Raw genomic sequence first — 16,100 nt, forward strand, 5'->3', positions numbered from 1 at the left:
CATCGGCCGCACGGTCCCGATCTGGTCCGGCTACCGGCAGAGCGCGCCGTTCGAGAACGGCACCCCGTGGCTGTTCCGGTTCTTCGATCGCATTGTGTGGGAACCGGTTTCGGCCGAACAGCTGCTCGAGCACCGGGCCGCCGCCCGGGCCGGGCGCTTGGACGTCGAGGTCAGTGCGGGCAGCTTCGCGCTCGCCGACCATCTGACGTTGTTGCGGGACAACGCCGCCGATATCGCGGCGTTCGAGGACCGGCAGCGCGCGGCCTTCGAGGCCGAGAAACGCGCCTGGCATGCCGCCGGGGAATTCGACCGCGCGCTCGCCCCCGCGCCCGCCCCGCCCGCCCGCGAGGATCAGCTCGCCGATCTGCCACCGGGCGCGACCGTGGTGACAGCGCCCATGGTGGGCAATGTGTGGCGGGTGGAGGTCTCCCCCGGCTCCCGCTTGCGCGCCGGTGAACCCGTGGCCGTCCTCGAAGCGATGAAACTCGAACTCCCCGTTGTCAGTCCGGCCACCGGCACGGTGCTGCGCGTGCTCGCCGCGCCCGGCAGCCAGGTGCAACCCGGAACACCCCTCGCCGTGATCGGAGTCGACTGAATGAGCACCCATCCGTCCGTGCCCGCCCGCCTCACCCCGACCGCTCGCGTCGACGCCGCGTACGCCCGGATCGCCGAGATCGATCGGCCCGAAGTCTGGATCACCCTGCGCGATCGGGCGCAGGTCCACGCGGAGGCCGCGGCCCTCGAGCTACGGCTCGCCGCGGGAGCGGAGTTGCCGCTGGCCGGGCTGCTGGTCGCGGTCAAGGACAATATCGATGTCGCGGGACTGCCGACCACCGCGGCCTGCCCCGAATTCGCCTACGCGCCGGTCGAATCCGCCACCGCGGTACAACGACTGGTCACCGCCGGGGCGATCGTGCTGGGCAAGACGAACATGGACCAGTTCGCGACCGGTCTGGTCGGCACCCGCAGCCCGTACGGGGCGGTCCGCAACGCGCTGGACCCGCGCTTGATCTCCGGCGGATCGAGTTCGGGCTCGGCGGTCGCGGTGGCGCTGGGGCTCGCCGACCTCGGAATCGGCACCGACACAGCGGGATCGGGACGGGTGCCCGCCGCCTTCCAGGGCATCGTCGGCCTCAAGGCCACCCTCGGCATCATCCCCGCCGACGGCGTCGTCCCGGCCTGCGCGGACTACGACGCGGTCACCGTCTTCGCCACCGACCTGGACCTCGCCGTCACGGCGGCCGCGATCATGGCGGGCCCGGAGGCCCGCGATCCCCGCAGCCGGAGCTGGCCCGCCGACGTCCGCCTGGCCGCGCCCCGGCAGCCGCGCCTGGCCATCCCCGATCCGGTGAACCTGACCGACCTCGATCCCGGGTATCGCGCGGCCTTCGAGCAGACCGTGGCCGCGGCGGTCGCCGCCGGTTGCAAGGTCGAAACCGTCGACATCGCCGTGCTGCTCGAGGCGGCCGAACTGCTCTACGACGGCGCGATCGTCGCCGAACGCCATGCCGCCGTAGGGGCATTCCTCGACACCCGCCCGGCCGGCGCCGACCCGACGGTGGCCGCCATCATCGCCGCGGCCGCCGCGACCACCGGCCCGGAGTTCGCCACGGACCTGGACACCCTGGCCCGCGCCCGCGCCGCCGCTCGAGTGCTGCTGGAACCCTTCGACGCAGTGTTGCTGCCCACCACCACCGACCATCCCACGCTGGCGGAGGTCGCCGCCGACCCGGTGGCCACCAACCGGCGGCTCGGCACCTACACCAACTTCTGCAACCTGCTCGACCTGGCGGCCGTCGCCGTGCCCGGTGTGCCGACGGCCGCGGGCGCGCCGTTCGGGGTGATGGTCGTGGTGCCGGGCTTCGCCGACCAGGTCGCCGTGGACATAGCCGCCCGCCTCCGGAATGCCGGGCCCGCACCGCTGTTCGTCCACGCCGGAGTGCACCTGGCGGTGTTCGGCGCGCACCTGCGCGGCCAGCCCCTGCACTGGCAGCTCGAGGAACTCGGCGCGCGGTTCGCGGGCGCGATCCACACCACCGACGCCTACCGGCTCACCGCCATGGACACGACACCGCCCAAACCGGGCCTGGTGCGCACCGAACCGGGTGCGGGCGCGCCGATCTCGGGCGAACTGTATCGCCTCTCCCCCGCCGCGCTCGGCGGCTTCCTGGCCGCCCTGCCCGCCCCGATGGCCCTGACCGCCGTCGATCTCGCCGACGGCCGCACCGTGGTCGGCTTCACCGCCACCCACGATGCGACGGCCACCGCCCTCGACATCACCGAACACGGCGGCTGGACCGCGTATCTCCGCAGCCGATAACGTCGATCCGGGGCCTGCGACCGGCCGACGCCACGGGACGGCGACACCCCGGTTCGAGTACGGTTGACTGGTTCCGAATGTTGCTGGGGCACAGAACTGCTGGGGGCCTTCATGTCGGCACTGGGACGACCGGGCTGGGTGCTCGCCGACCGCTACCGGTTGATCGAGAAGCTGGGCAGCGGCGGATTCGGGACCGTCTGGAAGGCGCGCGACGAGCGGTCACGCATCGATGTCGCGATCAAAGAGGTGCTGCTACCGCAGGCCGAGTCCGGCTCGGAGCACGCCGAGCGGGTCGCACGCGCGGAACGCGAGGCGCGCAATATCGCACGGCTGCGCGATCATCCGAACATCGTGCGCGTCCTCGACGTCGTCACCGACGGCGGGACGCCGTGGATCGTCATGCGCCTGGTCACCGGCGTGTCCCTCAAACAGCGGCTCGACAGCGCAGGGCCGGTGACCGCCGCGCAGGCCGCCACCATCGCCGCCGCGCTGCTGCGCGCCCTCGGCGCCGCCCACGCGGCGGGCGTGGTCCACCGCGACGTCAAGCCCGGCAATATCCTGCTCGGCGCCGGAGACGAGGTGCTGCTCACGGATTTCGGCACCGCGCGCCACCATTCCGATCACACGCTGACCGCCAAGGAGACGCTGATCGGTTCGTTCGAGTACATGGCGCCCGAACGCATCGACGGCGAGGAATCACCGGCCGGTGACCTGTACTCGCTCGGCGTCACGCTCTACCACGCGATGGAAGGGGTCTCCCCGTTCCGCCGCGACACCATCCACGCCACCATGAAGGCGGTGATGTTCGGGACGGCTCCGTCGCCGACGCGCGCCGGGCAGCTCACCCCGCTCATCACCCGGCTGATGGACCGGAGACCGGAGCTACGCCCCTCCATCGACGGCGCACTGACCCTGCTCACCGCCGAACCGCCGCCCGTCGAGCCGAAACCGGAAGTCGCCGTCGACAATTCCCGTTCGCCGGGAGCCCGCCGCAAGCGGCGCGAGGTCGGCCAACTGCTGGCCCGGGCGCGCGATCATCAGAAGCGCGGCGATATCCGCGGCACCGAGCGGCTGCTCCGGCAGGCCGCGGCCATGGACGACGCCCTCGCCATGTCCTTCCTGGCGCGATTGCTCGAAAACCGGGGCGCGCGAACCGAAGCCGAACGCTGGTACCGGCAGGCCGCCGAGAACGGCGAGACCCTCTCCATGCTGACCCTGGGTCACATGTCGATGAAGACCGGCGACCTCGGCCAGGCCGCCTACTGGTATCGCCGCTACATCGACAGCGGCCATCTCCTCGGCAAGATCCACCTGGCCACCGTGCACGAGGCCCGCGGCGAGACCGACCACGCCGAACTCCTCTACCGCGAGGTGGAACAGGACGGCGACATGGTCGCTCTCAAAGCCCTGGGCGACCAATGGAAATCCCTCGGCCGCACCGGCGCCGCCGAACGCGTCTACCGCAAATCCGCCCAGGCCGGGTACGCCCCCGCCAAGGCGGCACTGGCCGGGCTGCCCCCGGACAGAAACCGGCCCGACCTGTGACAGGTCGGGCCGGGCACTGTTCCCTTCAGTTGATCGAGGCCGCCAGCCGGTCGGCGTAAGGGGCGGTGTACTTTCCGACGATGGGCAGCTCCGCGCGGACGCCGCCGGTGTTGTTGGCCTGGATCATCGCCATGATCCAGACGACGACCGCGAAGAGCGCGACCAGCAGTCCGACGAGGCTGAAGATGATCCCCACCGCGCCGAGCAGCGACCCGAGGACGCTCAGCACGATATTGACCACCGAGACCGCCCCGAAGAAGACGATCGATTGCGCCGCATGGAACTTCACATCGGGGTCGTTCTTCCCCACGAAGAGGAAGATGATCCCGGTGAGCCACCCCAGCGCGTAGGACAGGATCGCGCTGGTCTTTTTGTCGAGGCCGGCGGACTGCGGCTGGTTCGCGGAAGGTTGAGAAGAAGTCATGCGGCAAGTAGAAAGCGCGGCCGTCCCCTACCGATCCCAACTTTCTGCCCGACCACACACAAGTTATCGAACATATGTTCTACAGACGAGGTAAGCTGCTCCGCGTGACCATACATTCGAGCGCGCCGGCGCTGAATGCCCCCGCAGCAGGTTGGCCGGAATTGGCCGATGTCGACCTGCTGCGCACCCTCGTCGAAACCGAACGCCGCCGCAGGCGCCTGGACGCCGCCATGCGCGCCGCCGTCGCCGAAGCCGACCGCCGCGGCCTCGCGGCAGGCACCGGCTACCGCGACACCGCGGACCTCCTGACCGACCTGCTACGGATCAGCACCAACGAAGCCCGCCGCCGCATCGAATGCGCGGCCCCCCAACCTCGTTCGCGCTCCAAAAAAGTCTGGCGAGCCCTAGCGGCAGCTAGCTGAGCCCACTCCCCGCCTCGAACCCCTCGTCGTCGACGACACCCTGCAGCGCGTCGATCCGGTCCTGCACCACCTCGGCGCGCCCCACCAACTCCACCCGATCAGGCTCGGTCAAACTCTCGGCCCCCAACTTCTCGAAAACACACGAGAGCTCCGACCGCAACGCCTCCAGCCTGCCAACCGACTCCACAGAAACCTCCCCACCGGGACCGAAAGACTCAGGGCCTGAAACGACTGAAGCCCCTGAACCAGAATCTGGTCAAGGGGCTTCAGGTGGTGCGCCATCAGGGACTCGAACCCCGAACCCGCTGATTAAGAGTCAGCTGCTCTGCCAATTGAGCTAATGGCGCGTGTTTCGCCGCTGGGGGCCTTGGGCTTTCGCTTGGGGCTCTCTGCGGTGCGGAAAGAACATTAACAGGAGTGGGTGCGGAAAGTGAAATCGCCCCTTTGAGCTGCGGGTTTTCCGGGTGGTCGAGGGTTGTTAACGCGGCGGGGGTGATCTCGGATGTTTGGGGAGAAGCGTGGAGGGTCGGCACAGGCGCGCGGTCGGGCGCCGAGACGTGAACGGGGTTGCGATGAGTGGCGCGAAGGGTCGGCGACGAACGGGGCGGTTGCTGGGTGTGGGGGCGGTGGTGTCCGTGCTGGCGTTGGCGCTGGTCGGGTGTTCGTCCGGGGGTAAGCACCAATCCGCGGTGGGGGCAATCGATTCCAACCCGATCGGCGAGCTGATCAAGCCGAAGGTGATCGCGCCGGTCAAGGACGGGGATCGAGGCGTTTCGCCCGGCGAGCTGACCTTGAAGGTGGAGGACGGCAAGTTCACCGCCGTGACACTCACCAATCCGGACGGCAAGCCGGTCGGGGGTGAGCTGGCGCAGGACGGCAGTTCCTGGAAGCTGACCGAGCAGATGGGGTTCGGCAAGACCTACAAGCTGAGCGTCGACGCCATCGGGCTGGGCGGATCCACCAGCACGACCATGAGTTTCACCACCATCACCCCCAATAACCGCACGCATCCCTACCTGTTGCCCGCCGAGAACGATGTGGTCGGCATCGGCCAGCCGGTGGCCGTGCAGTTCGACGAGAACATTCCGGACCGGCAGGCCGCGCAGAATGCGATCAAGATCACGACGACCCCGGCGGTCGAGGGCGCGTTCTACTGGGTCAACAATCGCGAGGTGCGCTGGCGACCGCAGAACTTCTGGGCCCCGGGCACCAAGGTCGACATCGCGGTCCAGGCCTACGGCCGGGATCTCGGCAGCGGACTCGTCGGCGACAGCGACATCCACTCCAGCTTCACCATCGGCGACGCCACCATCTTCACCGCCGACGACAACACCAAGATGGTCACCGTCGAACGCAACGGCGAGGTGATCAAGACCATGCCGACCTCGATGGGCAAGAACTCCACCCCCACCGACAACGGCGTCTACATCGTGGGCGACAAGTTCGACCGCATCATCATGGATTCCTCCACCTACGGCGTCCCGGTGAACGCGCCCGGCGGCTACAAGACGCCGATCGACTGGGCCACGCGAATCTCGTACTCGGGCATCTTCTTCCACTCGGCCCCGTGGTCGGTGGGCCAGCAGGGCTCGGTCAACACCAGCCACGGCTGCCTGAATCTGAGCCCGGCGGATGCCAAATGGGTCTACGACAACGTCAAGCGCGGTGACATCACCATCGTGAAGAACACCGTCGGCGGCACGCTCTCGGGCGTGGACGGGCTGGGCGACTGGAACATTCCATGGGAGCAGTGGAAGGCCGGTAACGCCGACCGCGGCTGACAGACGACACGACCGAGGGGCGCCGACTGGATTGTCGGCGCCCCTCGGTCGTGCTCGACAGGAATCTCCGGGTGGCGGTGCTACTTCGTAGTGCCCGGCACCTGGTTGGGGTTGGTCTGGATGTTGTTGCTCTTGAAGCCGTCGCAGCCCAGCGCCGCGAAGCCCGAGAGCGCGGACGCCGTGCCGAGCACCGTGCACGGGCCGCCCGGTCCGGCGGATCCGGTGCTCGCCGAGCCGAACGCGCCGCCCAGCTTGAGGCCCGAGGATCCGGTGACGTTGGCCTCCATCGGATCGTTGGGGGCCGGATCGGTCGAGGTGGGGGCCGGAGTGGTCGCGCCCGGCGTGGTGGTGGCCGGAGTGGTCGTGCTCGTGGAGACATCGATGAGCGGGATCTCCGCCGACGCGACCGGCGCGGCGGTCGCAATAGCCGCAACGGCTAGCAAAGTGGTTACGGCACAACGATTCACGTGCGGAGTCCTTCTGATCGAGCGCGGGTCGGGGGCCCCGACTCCCCCAGTTTCCAGAGCAGTCTACGAAGATCGTGTGAGCCGCGCGGCAAAATGCGACACACTGACGTTTCTCTCACACTCCGGGGGCCTGACCTCAGCCTTCGACGCGCGCGACGGCCCGCACGGGAGCACCGTCGGCGCCCGGCAGATGCAGCGGGAACAGCGAGACCTCGAACTGCTGCCCGGTCTCCTGCACGGCCAGCAGTTCGGCCAGACCGGTCAGGTTCTCGGCGATGACTCCGTGCGCGCCGCACACGATCCGGTGCACGGGGATCTCCTCGGCAGGCGTCGGATCGACCGACAGCGCGTCGATGCCGATGGTCCGCACCCCGGACTCGATCAGATACTCGGCCGCCGCGACCGTCAGATGCGGATGGTTCAGGTACTCGTGGGTGCCCCAGAACCGCGACCACCCGGTGACGATCACCACGATCTGCCCGGCCGCCACCCGGCCCTCGAAGAATTCGCGCCCGATCGCCCCGCCCGCGCCCACCGCCCGCGCGTCGATGGCGACCGCGGGCCCCAGGAACCGGTCCAGCGGCAGTTCGTCGAGGGCGGGCAGCGAGTCGTCGATGTGCCGCGGCGCGTCCACATGCGTCCCCGTCTGCGAACCCATGTCCAGGTGCAGCACATTGACGCCGTCGACGGCCGCCGTGAGCGCGGGCCGCAGCGTGACCTCGGGGTCGCCGGGATACACCGGCATGCCGGACCGAATCGGTACCGAAAGATCGATGATGCGCACTTTCCGCCTGCCTCCCTGTGATTTTCGCGCGAAGATGACAGCAGCAAGATCGAATGACGCCGCGCCGATGAGGCTGGGAACACTACAAGATTCGAGAATCGCCATGTCTGCCATACATATTGCCGTGTTGAACCGCAGTACCGTACTGACCGACGCCCAGGTATCCGCCGTGGTGCCCGCCCTGCAGACGCAGGTGCACCGGGATTGGGCGCCCGCCTGGGGCAGTGACGCCGACCTGACCTTCGTGGCGAGCAATCAGCAGCCCGCGCCCGGCGCCTGGTGGCTGGTCGTCTCCGACGATTCGGACCAGGCCGGGGCGCTCGGCTACCACGATCTCACCTCCGAGGGCCTGCCGATCGGAAAGGTGTTCGCGCGCAGCGACCTCGACGCCGGACTGCAATGGAGCGTGACCGCGAGCCATGAGCTGCTCGAGATGCTCGCCGATCCGGACATCAACCTGGCCGCGTACGTGTTCACCAGCGGCACCACCGGCCGCCTCTACGCCTACGAGGTCGCCGACGCCTGCGAGGCGGACCAGTACGGCTATCAGATCGACGGAGTCCTGGTGTCGGACTTCGTGTTTCCGGCCTGGTTCGAGAACTTCCGCACGGCCGGCAGCACCCAGTTCGATTTCGGCAAGCACATCACCACGCCGTTCCAGCTGCTGCCCGGCGGGTACATCGGGGTCTTCGACATCACCGGCGGCAGCGGCTGGCATCAGCTGACCGCCCAGGACTCCCCCGCGCGCTACGCCATGCGGGCGCGGGTCGGCAGCCGCCGCGAGCGTCGCCGCACCCCGCGCGATCAGTGGCTGCTCAGCGATCCGCGGTAGAACTCATCGATCCACGGTGAGATAGGCCACGTTTCGGATGCCCTCGGGTTGCTGGTCCCTGGCCAGCAACCCGGTTGTCGTCTAGGCTCGCCCGGGACAATCGAATACTCGGCCGCTATGAGTCGTGGCGGGAGAACCCCGGAACCCGGGGTACCGAAGGAGCAACCTCCCCGGAATCTCTCAGGTACAGATACCGTTTCGACCAGGCAACTCTGGAAAGCAGGCGTATCCGCGCCTCACCTACGGTGCAAATCGCGTCTCCGGCGATGAAGCTCTCAGGTCCCGTGACAGAGGGGGAGATCCGATAACCGGGCGAATGCCCGGCTGACCTGAGGACCTCCCATGCCCGGCCGTTCCCCGCTGTTGCCCCGTACCGCCGCCGAACCGACCCCGGTCGACTCGCGCCCGCCGGTCCCTGCCCTGTCCACCCTCGCCGCCGCGCTCGGCCGCCGCGACGCCCTGGCCGAGGTGCTCGACTACACCCGCCGCTTCGCCACCGCCTACTGCCGCGCGACGCTCGGAGCGGGCCCGGACGCCGATCGGCTGGCCACCGAGGTCACCTCCGCCGTCGCCACCGGCTGGCCCGCCACGCACGCTCAGCGCCGAGACTTCCTGGAATTCCTGCACGCGACCGCCCACCGCGCGGCCCGCCTGGCCCGCTACGAGACGCCACGCTCCGGCCTGCCCGGCCCGCTGACCGACCAGCAGCGCGAAATCCTCACCCTGCGTGTGGCCGTGGGGCTCTCACCGTTGGAAACGGCTGTCGCGCTCGGCATCCGGGTGCTCGACGTGCATCGCGACTCCGGCCGCGCCCTGACCCGGCTGCGCCGGACCGCACACCGGCACACGGCCGAATGTGCCGTCGCCTGCTGAGGGATCCCACCGTGCCGTAGCCCGGCCCGCGCGGCGGCTGCCGCATGCCCCCCCCATGGACCCCGACCGATGCCAGCGCGAATTGTGGCTTGCCACCGGTGAACCGGGGGCCGGGCCCATCCGTACCTCCTCCGGGCGGGCGAGATCATCTCGGCCGCGCGGAGTTCGAATGCGAGGTGGTTCGGTGCCGGGGGCGGTGTGGGCGTATCAGCGGGTGCTCGAGGTGACGGCGGCGCTGTTGGAGGAGCCGTCGGGGGACCCGCCGGACGCGGTGCTGGTGCCGGTGCTGATGGACTGTCTGGGCTCCAGCGGCGGCTTCTTCATCGATATCCGCCCGCAGGACGGTGCGGCCGAGATCCGCGCACTGAGCCCGGACTGGAGCAGGTCGGCGCTGGGCGAGGTGCTCGACGTCGGATATCAGCATCCGCTGTTCGAGCACTACTACACGACCGGCATGCCGGAGGTCCTAGACGCGCAGGAACTGCTCGGTGCACCGGCCTGGCGGCGAAACGAAATCTATTGGCGCTCCAAGGAATTGCTCGGCGCCTGGCAGCACGTGAACATACCGCTGGAGGCCGGTCCGCAGCGGATGCGCAGCTATTCCTTCGGGCGGCCCGGCGAGGCGTACACCGCCGAGGAGGTCGAATTCGGCGCGCGCATCCGCCCGCTGCTGGTCGCCCTGCACCGGCAGCGCCGCGAATTCGCCCACTGGGCCGAACGAGTCGATCCCGCCCCCTTGCTGGCCGATCACGGCCTGACCCCGCGCGAGGCGACGGTACTGCGCCTCATCACCGAGGCGCTACCGGCGAAATCCATTGCGCGACGACTGAATATCTCGCCGCGCACAGTGCACAAACACACCGAGAACCTCTACCGCAAACTCGGCACCCTCGACCGGATCTCGACCGTCCTACGGGCCCGGGACCTGGGCCTCACGCCATCCCCCAGCGCCGAGAAGCCGAGTACCTCGGCGGCCGAGCTGGTGGTGACGTTCCCGCCACGGTAACGAGCCGCCCCCGGGCTTCGCCCTGCGGTTGTCCGCGAAACTCGATCGCCTGCGATGCGCGAGGAACAGCGGGCCCGACCTAGTGCGCGACGGCCAGGGCCAACGTGGCGGCGGCGAACGCGAAATAGGCTCCCGGGAAAGCGATATTGCGGATGACGCCGGTGCGGACGTGGACGATCAGGGCGGCGGCGAAGTAGAGGACCAGGCCGAGGGCCGCGGCGATGCCGAGGGGGCGGGCGCCGAGCAGGCCCAGCAGTACGCCGATGGCACCGGCCATCTTCAGGGTTCCGGCGAGTGGGATCCAGGTGCGGGGGAAGCGGACGGCGTCGGAATTGGCCAGGACGAAGTCGGCTCGGGCGAAGTCCGCGACGGCCATGCCGCCGTTGATGGCGATGGTGACACCGGCGGCGATCAGGTAGGCGATGAACATGATTCGAGCCTGGTCGTGCGTGACTCGCACGTCCAATACCTGCATCTATAACCTGGTGGCATGGATGTCGACACTCGGCTGCTGCGGTACTTCGCGGCCGTGGCGGAGGAAGGGAACCTCAGCCGCGCCGCCGAGCGTTTGTTCGTGTCGCAGCCCGCGCTGACCAAGCAGATCAAGCAGTTGGAAGCGCAGCTCGGCGTGCCGCTGTTCACCCGATCGAAAGCCGGTATGGCACTGACGGATCCGGGCCGGGCCCTCGCCGCCCGGGTCCCGGGCGTCCTGGGCAGCTGGGACGAGGCGCTGACCGAGACCAGGGGCGCCGCGAGCCGGGCGGCCAGCGTGTTGCGCGTCGGCTATGTCGCGAGCGCGGCCAATGAGGCCACCCAGCCCATCATCGCCGAGTTCACCCGGCGTCGGCCGGGCTGGCGGGTGGACATGCGCCAGGCGGCCGCCTGGTCTAATCCGACCGCGGGCCTGCTCGACGGCGAGGTCGACGTCGCCTTGCTGCGCTTGCCTTTTCCCGGCCAACAGCAGCTGAGGGTGGAGTGGCTGCTCACCGAGCCGCGCTGCGTCGCCCTCCCCACCGCCCACCGTTTCGCCACCGCCGAGGTGATCGAGTTCCGCGATCTGTGGGACGAGCCGTTCATCGCGGCCCCACCGGAAACCGGTGCCTGGCGCGACTTCTGGCTCGCCACCGACGAACGCGAGGGCCACCCGGTACGCGTCGGCGCGATCACCGACCGCACCGACGACTGGCTCAGTGCCGTCGCCAACGGCTACGGCATCGCCCTCGCCCCGCAATCCGCCGCCCGCTTCTTCGCCCGCCCCGGCATCGTCTATCGCCCGGTCACCGGCCTCAGCCCCACCCGGGTCGGCGTCGCCTGGCGCCCCGCCGCGGACACCGACCCGATCGTTCAGGACTTCGTGCGCAGTTGCCTGGCGCACCGGGAAGGCTGAGCTCAGAGCGTGGCGATCATCGCCTGGGCGGTGGCGGCGTGGCCGTACTGGTTCGGATGGAATTGCGCGCCTTGGCCGTTGTCGATGGAGGTGCCGTTGACCCAGCGGTCCGGGATGGCCTCGCAGACGTCGTGGCCGTTGTAGATCTCGTAGGTGCTGAAGTATTGGGTGCCGGTCTGCGACTTCAGCATGGTGTTGAGGCCGCCGATGACGGTGTCGCGGGCCCAGTCCACGTCGGCGGGGAGCACCGGCTGGCGACCCGCGCACAGGGCGGAGTTGTCGGGCAGGATGTGCGGGTAGCCGACCAGCACGACCCGGGCCTGCGGGGCGCGAGTCTTGATGGCGGAGACCAGTTGCGCGACCTTGGCCGAGGTCTGCGACAGGCGGTCCGCCATCACCGAGTCGTACTTGTTCTTGCAGCCCAGCAGCAGTTCGGCGCTGCCGCTGGTGCTTCCGGTGCCGAGCTGCTGCAGGACGGCGCTGCCGGTCCCGGAACCCGTGGCGAGGGTGCCCGCCTCCACACAGGTGCGCACGATGTCGGTGAAGCCGATGTCATTGCCGCCGATGCCCAGCGTCACCAGCGCGGTGTCGGAGGTGACGGCGGAGAGTTGGGTGCTGGTCACCGAATCGGTGGTCGCGCCGCCGCAGGTGACGTCGGTGAGGCTGTAGCCGCGGGCCGCCGCGAACAGGTGCGCGTAGTTGTGATCCGACCGCGAGCAGGTGGTGTCGAGAATGGTGGGTATCCCGACGCCCGCCGCGTACGAATCCCCCAGCGCCACATACTTACCGCCGTCGGCATGCGCGGGAGCGAGACCGGCCAGCGATGCGGCGGCGACGATCGCAATAGTGGACAGGCAGTGCTTCAGTTTCACGATAGACGTCCTCGTAGGTGGGGCTGGGGCGAGTAGCCACCGACGGTACGAGATGCCCTACCAGCCAGTAGGGCAAGTTGCCGAATCGTTACCTTTCGTGCGAGAACGAGCGCGAGGCCGCGAATTCCGCCATGTCCACCTGGCGCATCGCATTGGACAGGGCCGTGATGGTGACCGTGCCGAGCGCGCCCGCGCGGTCGTAGAGGGTGGCGGTCGCGGTGGCAATGCCATCGGCGGACATGTGATCCTGCGCGAACATGCCCACCTCGCGCCCCTCGGGCAGCCGGGCGAGATTCAGCGAGACATCGGTATTGATGTAGCCGACACCGCCGGTCCCCCAGTTGCACACCAGATTCGCGGTATCGGCGACGAACGCGGCGCGTTCGAAGGCGGTGATGGGGATGCCCTCCACCAGGGACGGGACGTTGTTCCAGGCGGCCTTGCGCAGGGAATTCACGCCCGAGGCGAAATCGTGAGTCCAGTCCAGGTCGCCGGATTTGAACAGGGGCGGGTTGCCGTAGGGGCCGTCGAGCGGAGTGGCCGGGACGGGCAGTTCCCGGGACGGCTGCCAGATCTCACCCGGTGGCTCGTCCGCGACGGCGAGGTAGTGCACGGTCGCGCGGGCGCGCACCTGCCCGTCCTGCACGACGGTCGCGTCGGCGACGCGGATGCGCCGCCCGTCCCGCACGATCACGCTGCGCAATTCGAGGGGCTCGTTGCGAACCGGGCTGAACAGATCGACGGTGAAGCGGGCGGGCCTGAAGTCCGTTCCCGGACTGTGGTTTTCGAGCTCGTGGGCCAGCAGTCCGCACACGGCGGTGCCCGCCAATTGCGTCTCCGACCACGCGCTGACCGCCATCTGGCCCGCGATGTAGCGGCCGTTCTCCCGAGTGAAGAACGCGACCATGCTGCCTCCCCTACCGATTGATGATCAACCAGATTAGAACACGTTTCAGAACGGTAGGGGAAGGCGCAGGTCCCGGTCAGCGGAGCGACGTGCCAGTCAGTTCACCCAGGGCGGGGTGATGACGGTGCCGTCGAGGAGTTCGCCGGTGAAGCCGACGGGCGCGTTGACGAGCACCACGGCCGGGTCAGCGGCCGGATTGTCCAGGCGGATGGTGGATCCCGCCGGGGCCACCGCCGCGTCACCGGCGGTCAATACCGCGGACTCGCCCGCGATGGTGATGGTGATGCCGCCGGAGAGGACGACGAACGCTTCCTCGCGGTGAATGCGATGCGCGACACCGGTGGTGCCGGGCGCGATCTCGAGCCGCCACAGGCACAGTTCGCCACTGCCCATACTCGGGCGAATCAGCGGAGTGAAACGAGAGCCGTGCATTTCATGGGATTCGGTGTCGGCGGCGTGGATGACGGGCATTGCCTTCTCCTTTAGTCAAGCAACTTGACTATATGGTCAAGCTTGTTGACTTTTCTGTCAAGTGCCAAGATTCCAGGCATGCCCGGATACGCACAGGACCTGCCGCTACTGCTGCTCGCGGCCGCCGCGCAGGTGACCGACGCCGTCCACGACGGCACCGTGGCCGCCGGCTTCACCGATATCCGGCCCAGCCACGGCTTCGCCTTCGTGCGCATGGCGCCCGACGGCGCGACCGTCGGCGAGATCGCCGAGCATCTGGGCGTGACCAAGCAGGCCGCCAGCCAGCTGGTCGAGGAACTCGTGAAAAAGGGCTACGCCCAACGCAATCCGCACCCGAGCGATGCCCGCGCCAAGATCGTCACGCTCACCGAGCGCGGCTGGGCGTGCACCCGCGCCGCCGATGCCGCGCTGGCCCGGTTCACCGAGCACTGGTCGGCGACCCTCGGCCCGGAGGCGACCGTGCGATTGCGCGACGCGCTCACCCGAGTGGTCGTCCCCGGACGGGTCCGGCCGTCCGCCTGGTGAATTAGGCCGCCGCCCAGCGAGTTCGGCTACCGCTCAACCGAGTTCGAGTGTCGTCACCCCGAAGACGCGCTCGCGGTGGAACGCGCGCACCGGTCCGGTGTACATGCGGGCGGTTTCGAAGCTGGGCCGCATCCCGGTCTCGGTCATCAACCGCACGGCGGGCTCGTTGTCGAGCGGGACATCGATCGTCAGCGGGATGCCCGCCGCGTGCGCGCCGAGGGCGGCGAGCAAGTGACGCGCGTCGAGCGGGGTGTTCGCGAACAACGGGCCCACGCGCAGCGACTCCCGGGCCGGGCGCAGGGTGGCGTACCCGGTCACCGCGCCGTCGACGATCCGGGCGAAGGTGCGATGCCCAGGCTCGGTCAGCCACGCGGTGAGGAAGGCGGCCCGGTCCGCCGGGCCGCACTCCGCGTCGTAGGGCAGCAGCGCGACGAAATCCGAGGGGTCGAGCGCGGTTACGGTGTTGTCCGGCAACGGCAGTCGCGGCACCCCGGTGAATCGCGCACTGCGATAGGCGAGTTCGAAACCGCTGCGCCGATAGTTGTCCTGCTGGTCCGGCACGCCGTCGAGCCCCACCACCCGGTCGCCCGCATGCTTCATCCCGGCCTCCCAGGTGGCCAGCCCGAAGCCGCGCCCGCGCAGGTCCGGGCGCACGAGATAGAAACCGAGGAAGGCGAATTCGTCGCCGTAGTTGACGACCGACACCGCCGTGGCGGGCTCCCCGTTCACCCGCCCCAGGAAGAACCCGTCGGGATCCTGGGTGAAGAACGCGGTGACATCGCGCGCGCCGGGATTCCAGCCCTCGGCGGCGGCCCATTCCACGACCGCGGCCCATTGCGCCGGGGTGGCACGGGAGATGACCAGATCATCGATACGCACGGCATCCGGCATGCGAACACGGTAGCCGCAAAGCCTCTGCTACTCGCGCAGATTCAAGCAGATGGGGTGCCCCTCCGGATCGAGCACGACGCCCCACGGCAGCTGATTGTCCCAATCCGGATTGAGGCCCGGCTGGAATTCGGGGATGCTCGCACCCAGCGCCACCGCGAGATCGGTGGCCTGATCGATGTCGGCGACGTTCATGTCGAGGTGCACCCGCTTGGGGTGGGCCACGTCGTCCGGCCACGGCGCGGCGGTGTGGCCGGGCACGAAACCGAAGCACAGCACCGACTTTCCATCGGTGATCAGCGCGTACTCGTCCTCGGCGTGCATGATCCGCCAATCCAGCAGGGCGCTGTAGAACTCGGCGAGCCGGCGCGGATCGGCGGAATCGATGGTCACGCAACTGAGCACGATCGGCGCGGTCACGGCTGGTCCTTTCAGCGGGCGGGGCCCTTCGGTCGGTGGAGCGGCCATCGAACTGCCCGGTCACCATAACCCGGCACTCCGGCGGGGCCGGGCAACGCGGGCCGATGGGGTTCGGCAACGCGGGGCGATAGGGTTGAACACAGCATGGCCGATTACCCCCATTCCGATCACGCCAG

20 protein-coding genes, 1 tRNA gene and 2 riboswitches are annotated in these 16,100 nt (G+C 69.0%); of the genes, 10 read left to right on the top strand and 11 right to left on the bottom strand.

From position 1 onward, the window contains the following. From ACWELQ_RS15395 to ACWELQ_RS15405, 3 genes are all read left to right on the top strand, one after another. Window positions 1-595, top strand: a 595-nt coding sequence (locus ACWELQ_RS15395) for a biotin/lipoyl-containing protein (RefSeq protein ID WP_452397680.1), incomplete at its 5' end; no start/stop codon positions are given. Beyond that, the gene (gene atzF / locus ACWELQ_RS15400) at window positions 596-2,320 is read left to right on the top strand and encodes an allophanate hydrolase (protein WP_452397681.1); all 1,725 of its coding nucleotides are present in this window, start codon (window positions 596-598) and stop codon (window positions 2,318-2,320) included. It abuts the gene before it with no gap. A gap of 111 nt (window positions 2,321-2,431) precedes the next feature. Continuing rightward, complete coding sequence (locus tag ACWELQ_RS15405; RefSeq protein ID WP_452397682.1) at window positions 2,432-3,865, top strand: protein kinase domain-containing protein; 1,434 nt, start codon at window positions 2,432-2,434, stop codon at window positions 3,863-3,865. 25 nt (window positions 3,866-3,890) lie between these two features. On the opposite strand, the gene ACWELQ_RS15410 is transcribed toward ACWELQ_RS15405, so the two are convergent. Continuing rightward, window positions 3,891-4,289 carry a DUF4870 domain-containing protein gene (locus tag ACWELQ_RS15410; RefSeq protein WP_452397683.1) on the bottom strand — a complete coding sequence of 133 codons (399 nt, stop codon included), beginning with the start codon at window positions 4,287-4,289 and terminating at the stop codon, window positions 3,891-3,893. Between the two features lie 104 nt (window positions 4,290-4,393). On the opposite strand from ACWELQ_RS15410, the gene ACWELQ_RS15415 reads away from it, so the two are divergent. Next, the gene (locus tag ACWELQ_RS15415; RefSeq protein ID WP_452397684.1) at window positions 4,394-4,711 is read left to right on the top strand and encodes a DUF222 domain-containing protein; all 318 of its coding nucleotides are present in this window, start codon (window positions 4,394-4,396) and stop codon (window positions 4,709-4,711) included. Here ACWELQ_RS15415 and ACWELQ_RS15420 read toward each other — a convergent pair. Next, window positions 4,704-4,898 carry a hypothetical protein gene (locus ACWELQ_RS15420; protein ID WP_452397685.1) on the bottom strand — a complete coding sequence of 65 codons (195 nt, stop codon included), beginning with the start codon at window positions 4,896-4,898 and terminating at the stop codon, window positions 4,704-4,706. The genes ACWELQ_RS15415 and ACWELQ_RS15420 overlap by 8 nt on opposite strands. An 84-nt stretch (window positions 4,899-4,982) precedes the next feature. Next, a tRNA-Lys gene (locus ACWELQ_RS15425) sits at window positions 4,983-5,058 on the bottom strand. A 225-nt stretch (window positions 5,059-5,283) separates the two neighbouring features. On the opposite strand from ACWELQ_RS15425, the gene ACWELQ_RS15430 reads away from it, so the two are divergent. Then, complete coding sequence (locus ACWELQ_RS15430) at window positions 5,284-6,492, top strand: L,D-transpeptidase (RefSeq protein WP_452397686.1); 1,209 nt, start codon at window positions 5,284-5,286, stop codon at window positions 6,490-6,492. 80 nt (window positions 6,493-6,572) lie between these two features. On the opposite strand, the gene ACWELQ_RS15435 is transcribed toward ACWELQ_RS15430, so the two are convergent. Continuing rightward, window positions 6,573-6,935 (bottom strand): hypothetical protein, encoded by a 363-nt coding sequence (locus ACWELQ_RS15435; protein WP_452397687.1) that lies wholly within the window; start codon window positions 6,933-6,935, stop codon window positions 6,573-6,575. A 160-nt stretch (window positions 6,936-7,095) separates the two neighbouring features. Then, window positions 7,096-7,743: a cyclase family protein gene (locus ACWELQ_RS15440; protein ID WP_452397688.1), complete on the bottom strand. Its 648-nt coding sequence runs from the start codon at window positions 7,741-7,743 to the stop codon at window positions 7,096-7,098. A gap of 127 nt (window positions 7,744-7,870) precedes the next feature. Between ACWELQ_RS15440 and ACWELQ_RS15445 the strand changes: the two genes are divergently transcribed. The 3 genes from ACWELQ_RS15445 to ACWELQ_RS15455 all read left to right on the top strand — a co-directional run bounded on the left by ACWELQ_RS15445 (window position 7,871) and on the right by ACWELQ_RS15455 (window position 10,454). Further along, entirely contained in the window at window positions 7,871-8,575 is a 705-nt protein-coding gene (locus ACWELQ_RS15445; RefSeq protein ID WP_452397689.1) for a hypothetical protein, read from the top strand. 118 nt (window positions 8,576-8,693) lie between these two features. Continuing rightward, window positions 8,694-8,781, top strand: a riboswitch (glycine riboswitch). Further along, a riboswitch (glycine riboswitch) is annotated at window positions 8,782-8,876 on the top strand. Window positions 8,877-8,917: 41 nt separating this feature from the next. Then, window positions 8,918-9,448: a hypothetical protein gene (locus ACWELQ_RS15450; protein ID WP_452397690.1), complete on the top strand. Its 531-nt coding sequence runs from the start codon at window positions 8,918-8,920 to the stop codon at window positions 9,446-9,448. Window positions 9,449-9,617: 169 nt separating this feature from the next. Continuing rightward, the gene (locus tag ACWELQ_RS15455; RefSeq protein ID WP_452397691.1) at window positions 9,618-10,454 is read left to right on the top strand and encodes a response regulator transcription factor; all 837 of its coding nucleotides are present in this window, start codon (window positions 9,618-9,620) and stop codon (window positions 10,452-10,454) included. Window positions 10,455-10,533: 79 nt separating this feature from the next. Here ACWELQ_RS15455 and ACWELQ_RS15460 read toward each other — a convergent pair whose 3' ends face one another. Then, on the bottom strand, window positions 10,534-10,929 hold the full coding sequence (locus tag ACWELQ_RS15460; protein ID WP_452397692.1) for a DoxX family protein: 396 nt from the start codon (window positions 10,927-10,929) through the stop codon (window positions 10,534-10,536). Between the two features lie 15 nt (window positions 10,930-10,944). On the opposite strand from ACWELQ_RS15460, the gene ACWELQ_RS15465 reads away from it, so the two are divergent. Beyond that, a complete protein-coding gene (locus ACWELQ_RS15465) occupies window positions 10,945-11,841 on the top strand; it encodes a LysR family transcriptional regulator (RefSeq protein ID WP_452397693.1) in 897 nt (298 codons plus the stop codon). A 2-nt stretch (window positions 11,842-11,843) separates the two neighbouring features. On the opposite strand, the gene ACWELQ_RS15470 is transcribed toward ACWELQ_RS15465, so the two are convergent. From ACWELQ_RS15470 to ACWELQ_RS15480, 3 genes are all read right to left on the bottom strand, one after another. Next, window positions 11,844-12,713, bottom strand: a complete 870-nt coding sequence (locus tag ACWELQ_RS15470; RefSeq protein WP_452397694.1) for an SGNH/GDSL hydrolase family protein — start codon at window positions 12,711-12,713, stop codon at window positions 11,844-11,846. Window positions 12,714-12,801: 88 nt separating this feature from the next. Next, a complete protein-coding gene (locus ACWELQ_RS15475) occupies window positions 12,802-13,620 on the bottom strand; it encodes an acyl-CoA thioesterase domain-containing protein (RefSeq protein ID WP_452397695.1) in 819 nt (272 codons plus the stop codon). A 96-nt stretch (window positions 13,621-13,716) separates the two neighbouring features. Further along, on the bottom strand, window positions 13,717-14,091 hold the full coding sequence (locus tag ACWELQ_RS15480; protein ID WP_452397696.1) for a cupin domain-containing protein: 375 nt from the start codon (window positions 14,089-14,091) through the stop codon (window positions 13,717-13,719). Window positions 14,092-14,169: 78 nt separating this feature from the next. Here ACWELQ_RS15480 and ACWELQ_RS15485 point away from each other — a divergent pair, with 78 nt between their 5' ends. Further along, window positions 14,170-14,616 (top strand): MarR family winged helix-turn-helix transcriptional regulator, encoded by a 447-nt coding sequence (locus tag ACWELQ_RS15485; protein ID WP_452397697.1) that lies wholly within the window; start codon window positions 14,170-14,172, stop codon window positions 14,614-14,616. Window positions 14,617-14,649: 33 nt separating this feature from the next. Here the strand turns inward: ACWELQ_RS15485 and ACWELQ_RS15490 are convergent, their stop codons facing one another. Together ACWELQ_RS15490 and ACWELQ_RS15495 are read right to left on the bottom strand one after the other, a co-directional pair. After that, entirely contained in the window at window positions 14,650-15,507 is an 858-nt protein-coding gene (locus ACWELQ_RS15490; RefSeq protein WP_452397698.1) for a GNAT family N-acetyltransferase, read from the bottom strand. 27 nt (window positions 15,508-15,534) lie between these two features. Next, window positions 15,535-15,924 (bottom strand): VOC family protein, encoded by a 390-nt coding sequence (locus tag ACWELQ_RS15495; RefSeq protein WP_452397699.1) that lies wholly within the window; start codon window positions 15,922-15,924, stop codon window positions 15,535-15,537. Window positions 15,925-16,100 lie beyond the last annotated feature (176 nt).

The sequence above is a fragment of the Nocardia sp. NPDC004722 genome (genome assembly GCF_053601505.1).

What these genes read in the sequence shown, in the direction of transcription:
- atzF (WP_452397681.1), top strand. Translation starts at nt 596, where the DNA reads ATGAGCACCCATCCGTCCGTGCCCGCCCGCCTCACCCCGACCGCTCGC.
- ACWELQ_RS15405 (WP_452397682.1), top strand. Translation starts at nt 2,432, where the DNA reads ATGTCGGCACTGGGACGACCGGGCTGGGTGCTCGCCGACCGCTACCGG.
- ACWELQ_RS15410 (WP_452397683.1), bottom strand. Translation starts at nt 4,289, where the DNA reads ATGACTTCTTCTCAACCTTCCGCGAACCAGCCGCAGTCCGCCGGCCTC.
- ACWELQ_RS15430 (WP_452397686.1), top strand. Translation starts at nt 5,284, where the DNA reads ATGAGTGGCGCGAAGGGTCGGCGACGAACGGGGCGGTTGCTGGGTGTG.
- ACWELQ_RS15450 (WP_452397690.1), top strand. Translation starts at nt 8,918, where the DNA reads ATGCCCGGCCGTTCCCCGCTGTTGCCCCGTACCGCCGCCGAACCGACC.
- ACWELQ_RS15455 (WP_452397691.1), top strand. Translation starts at nt 9,618, where the DNA reads ATGCGAGGTGGTTCGGTGCCGGGGGCGGTGTGGGCGTATCAGCGGGTG.
- ACWELQ_RS15460 (WP_452397692.1), bottom strand. Translation starts at nt 10,929, where the DNA reads ATGCAGGTATTGGACGTGCGAGTCACGCACGACCAGGCTCGAATCATG.
- ACWELQ_RS15465 (WP_452397693.1), top strand. Translation starts at nt 10,945, where the DNA reads ATGGATGTCGACACTCGGCTGCTGCGGTACTTCGCGGCCGTGGCGGAG.
- ACWELQ_RS15475 (WP_452397695.1), bottom strand. Translation starts at nt 13,620, where the DNA reads ATGGTCGCGTTCTTCACTCGGGAGAACGGCCGCTACATCGCGGGCCAG.
- ACWELQ_RS15480 (WP_452397696.1), bottom strand. Translation starts at nt 14,091, where the DNA reads ATGCCCGTCATCCACGCCGCCGACACCGAATCCCATGAAATGCACGGC.
- ACWELQ_RS15485 (WP_452397697.1), top strand. Translation starts at nt 14,170, where the DNA reads ATGCCCGGATACGCACAGGACCTGCCGCTACTGCTGCTCGCGGCCGCC.
- ACWELQ_RS15490 (WP_452397698.1), bottom strand. Translation starts at nt 15,507, where the DNA reads ATGCCGGATGCCGTGCGTATCGATGATCTGGTCATCTCCCGTGCCACC.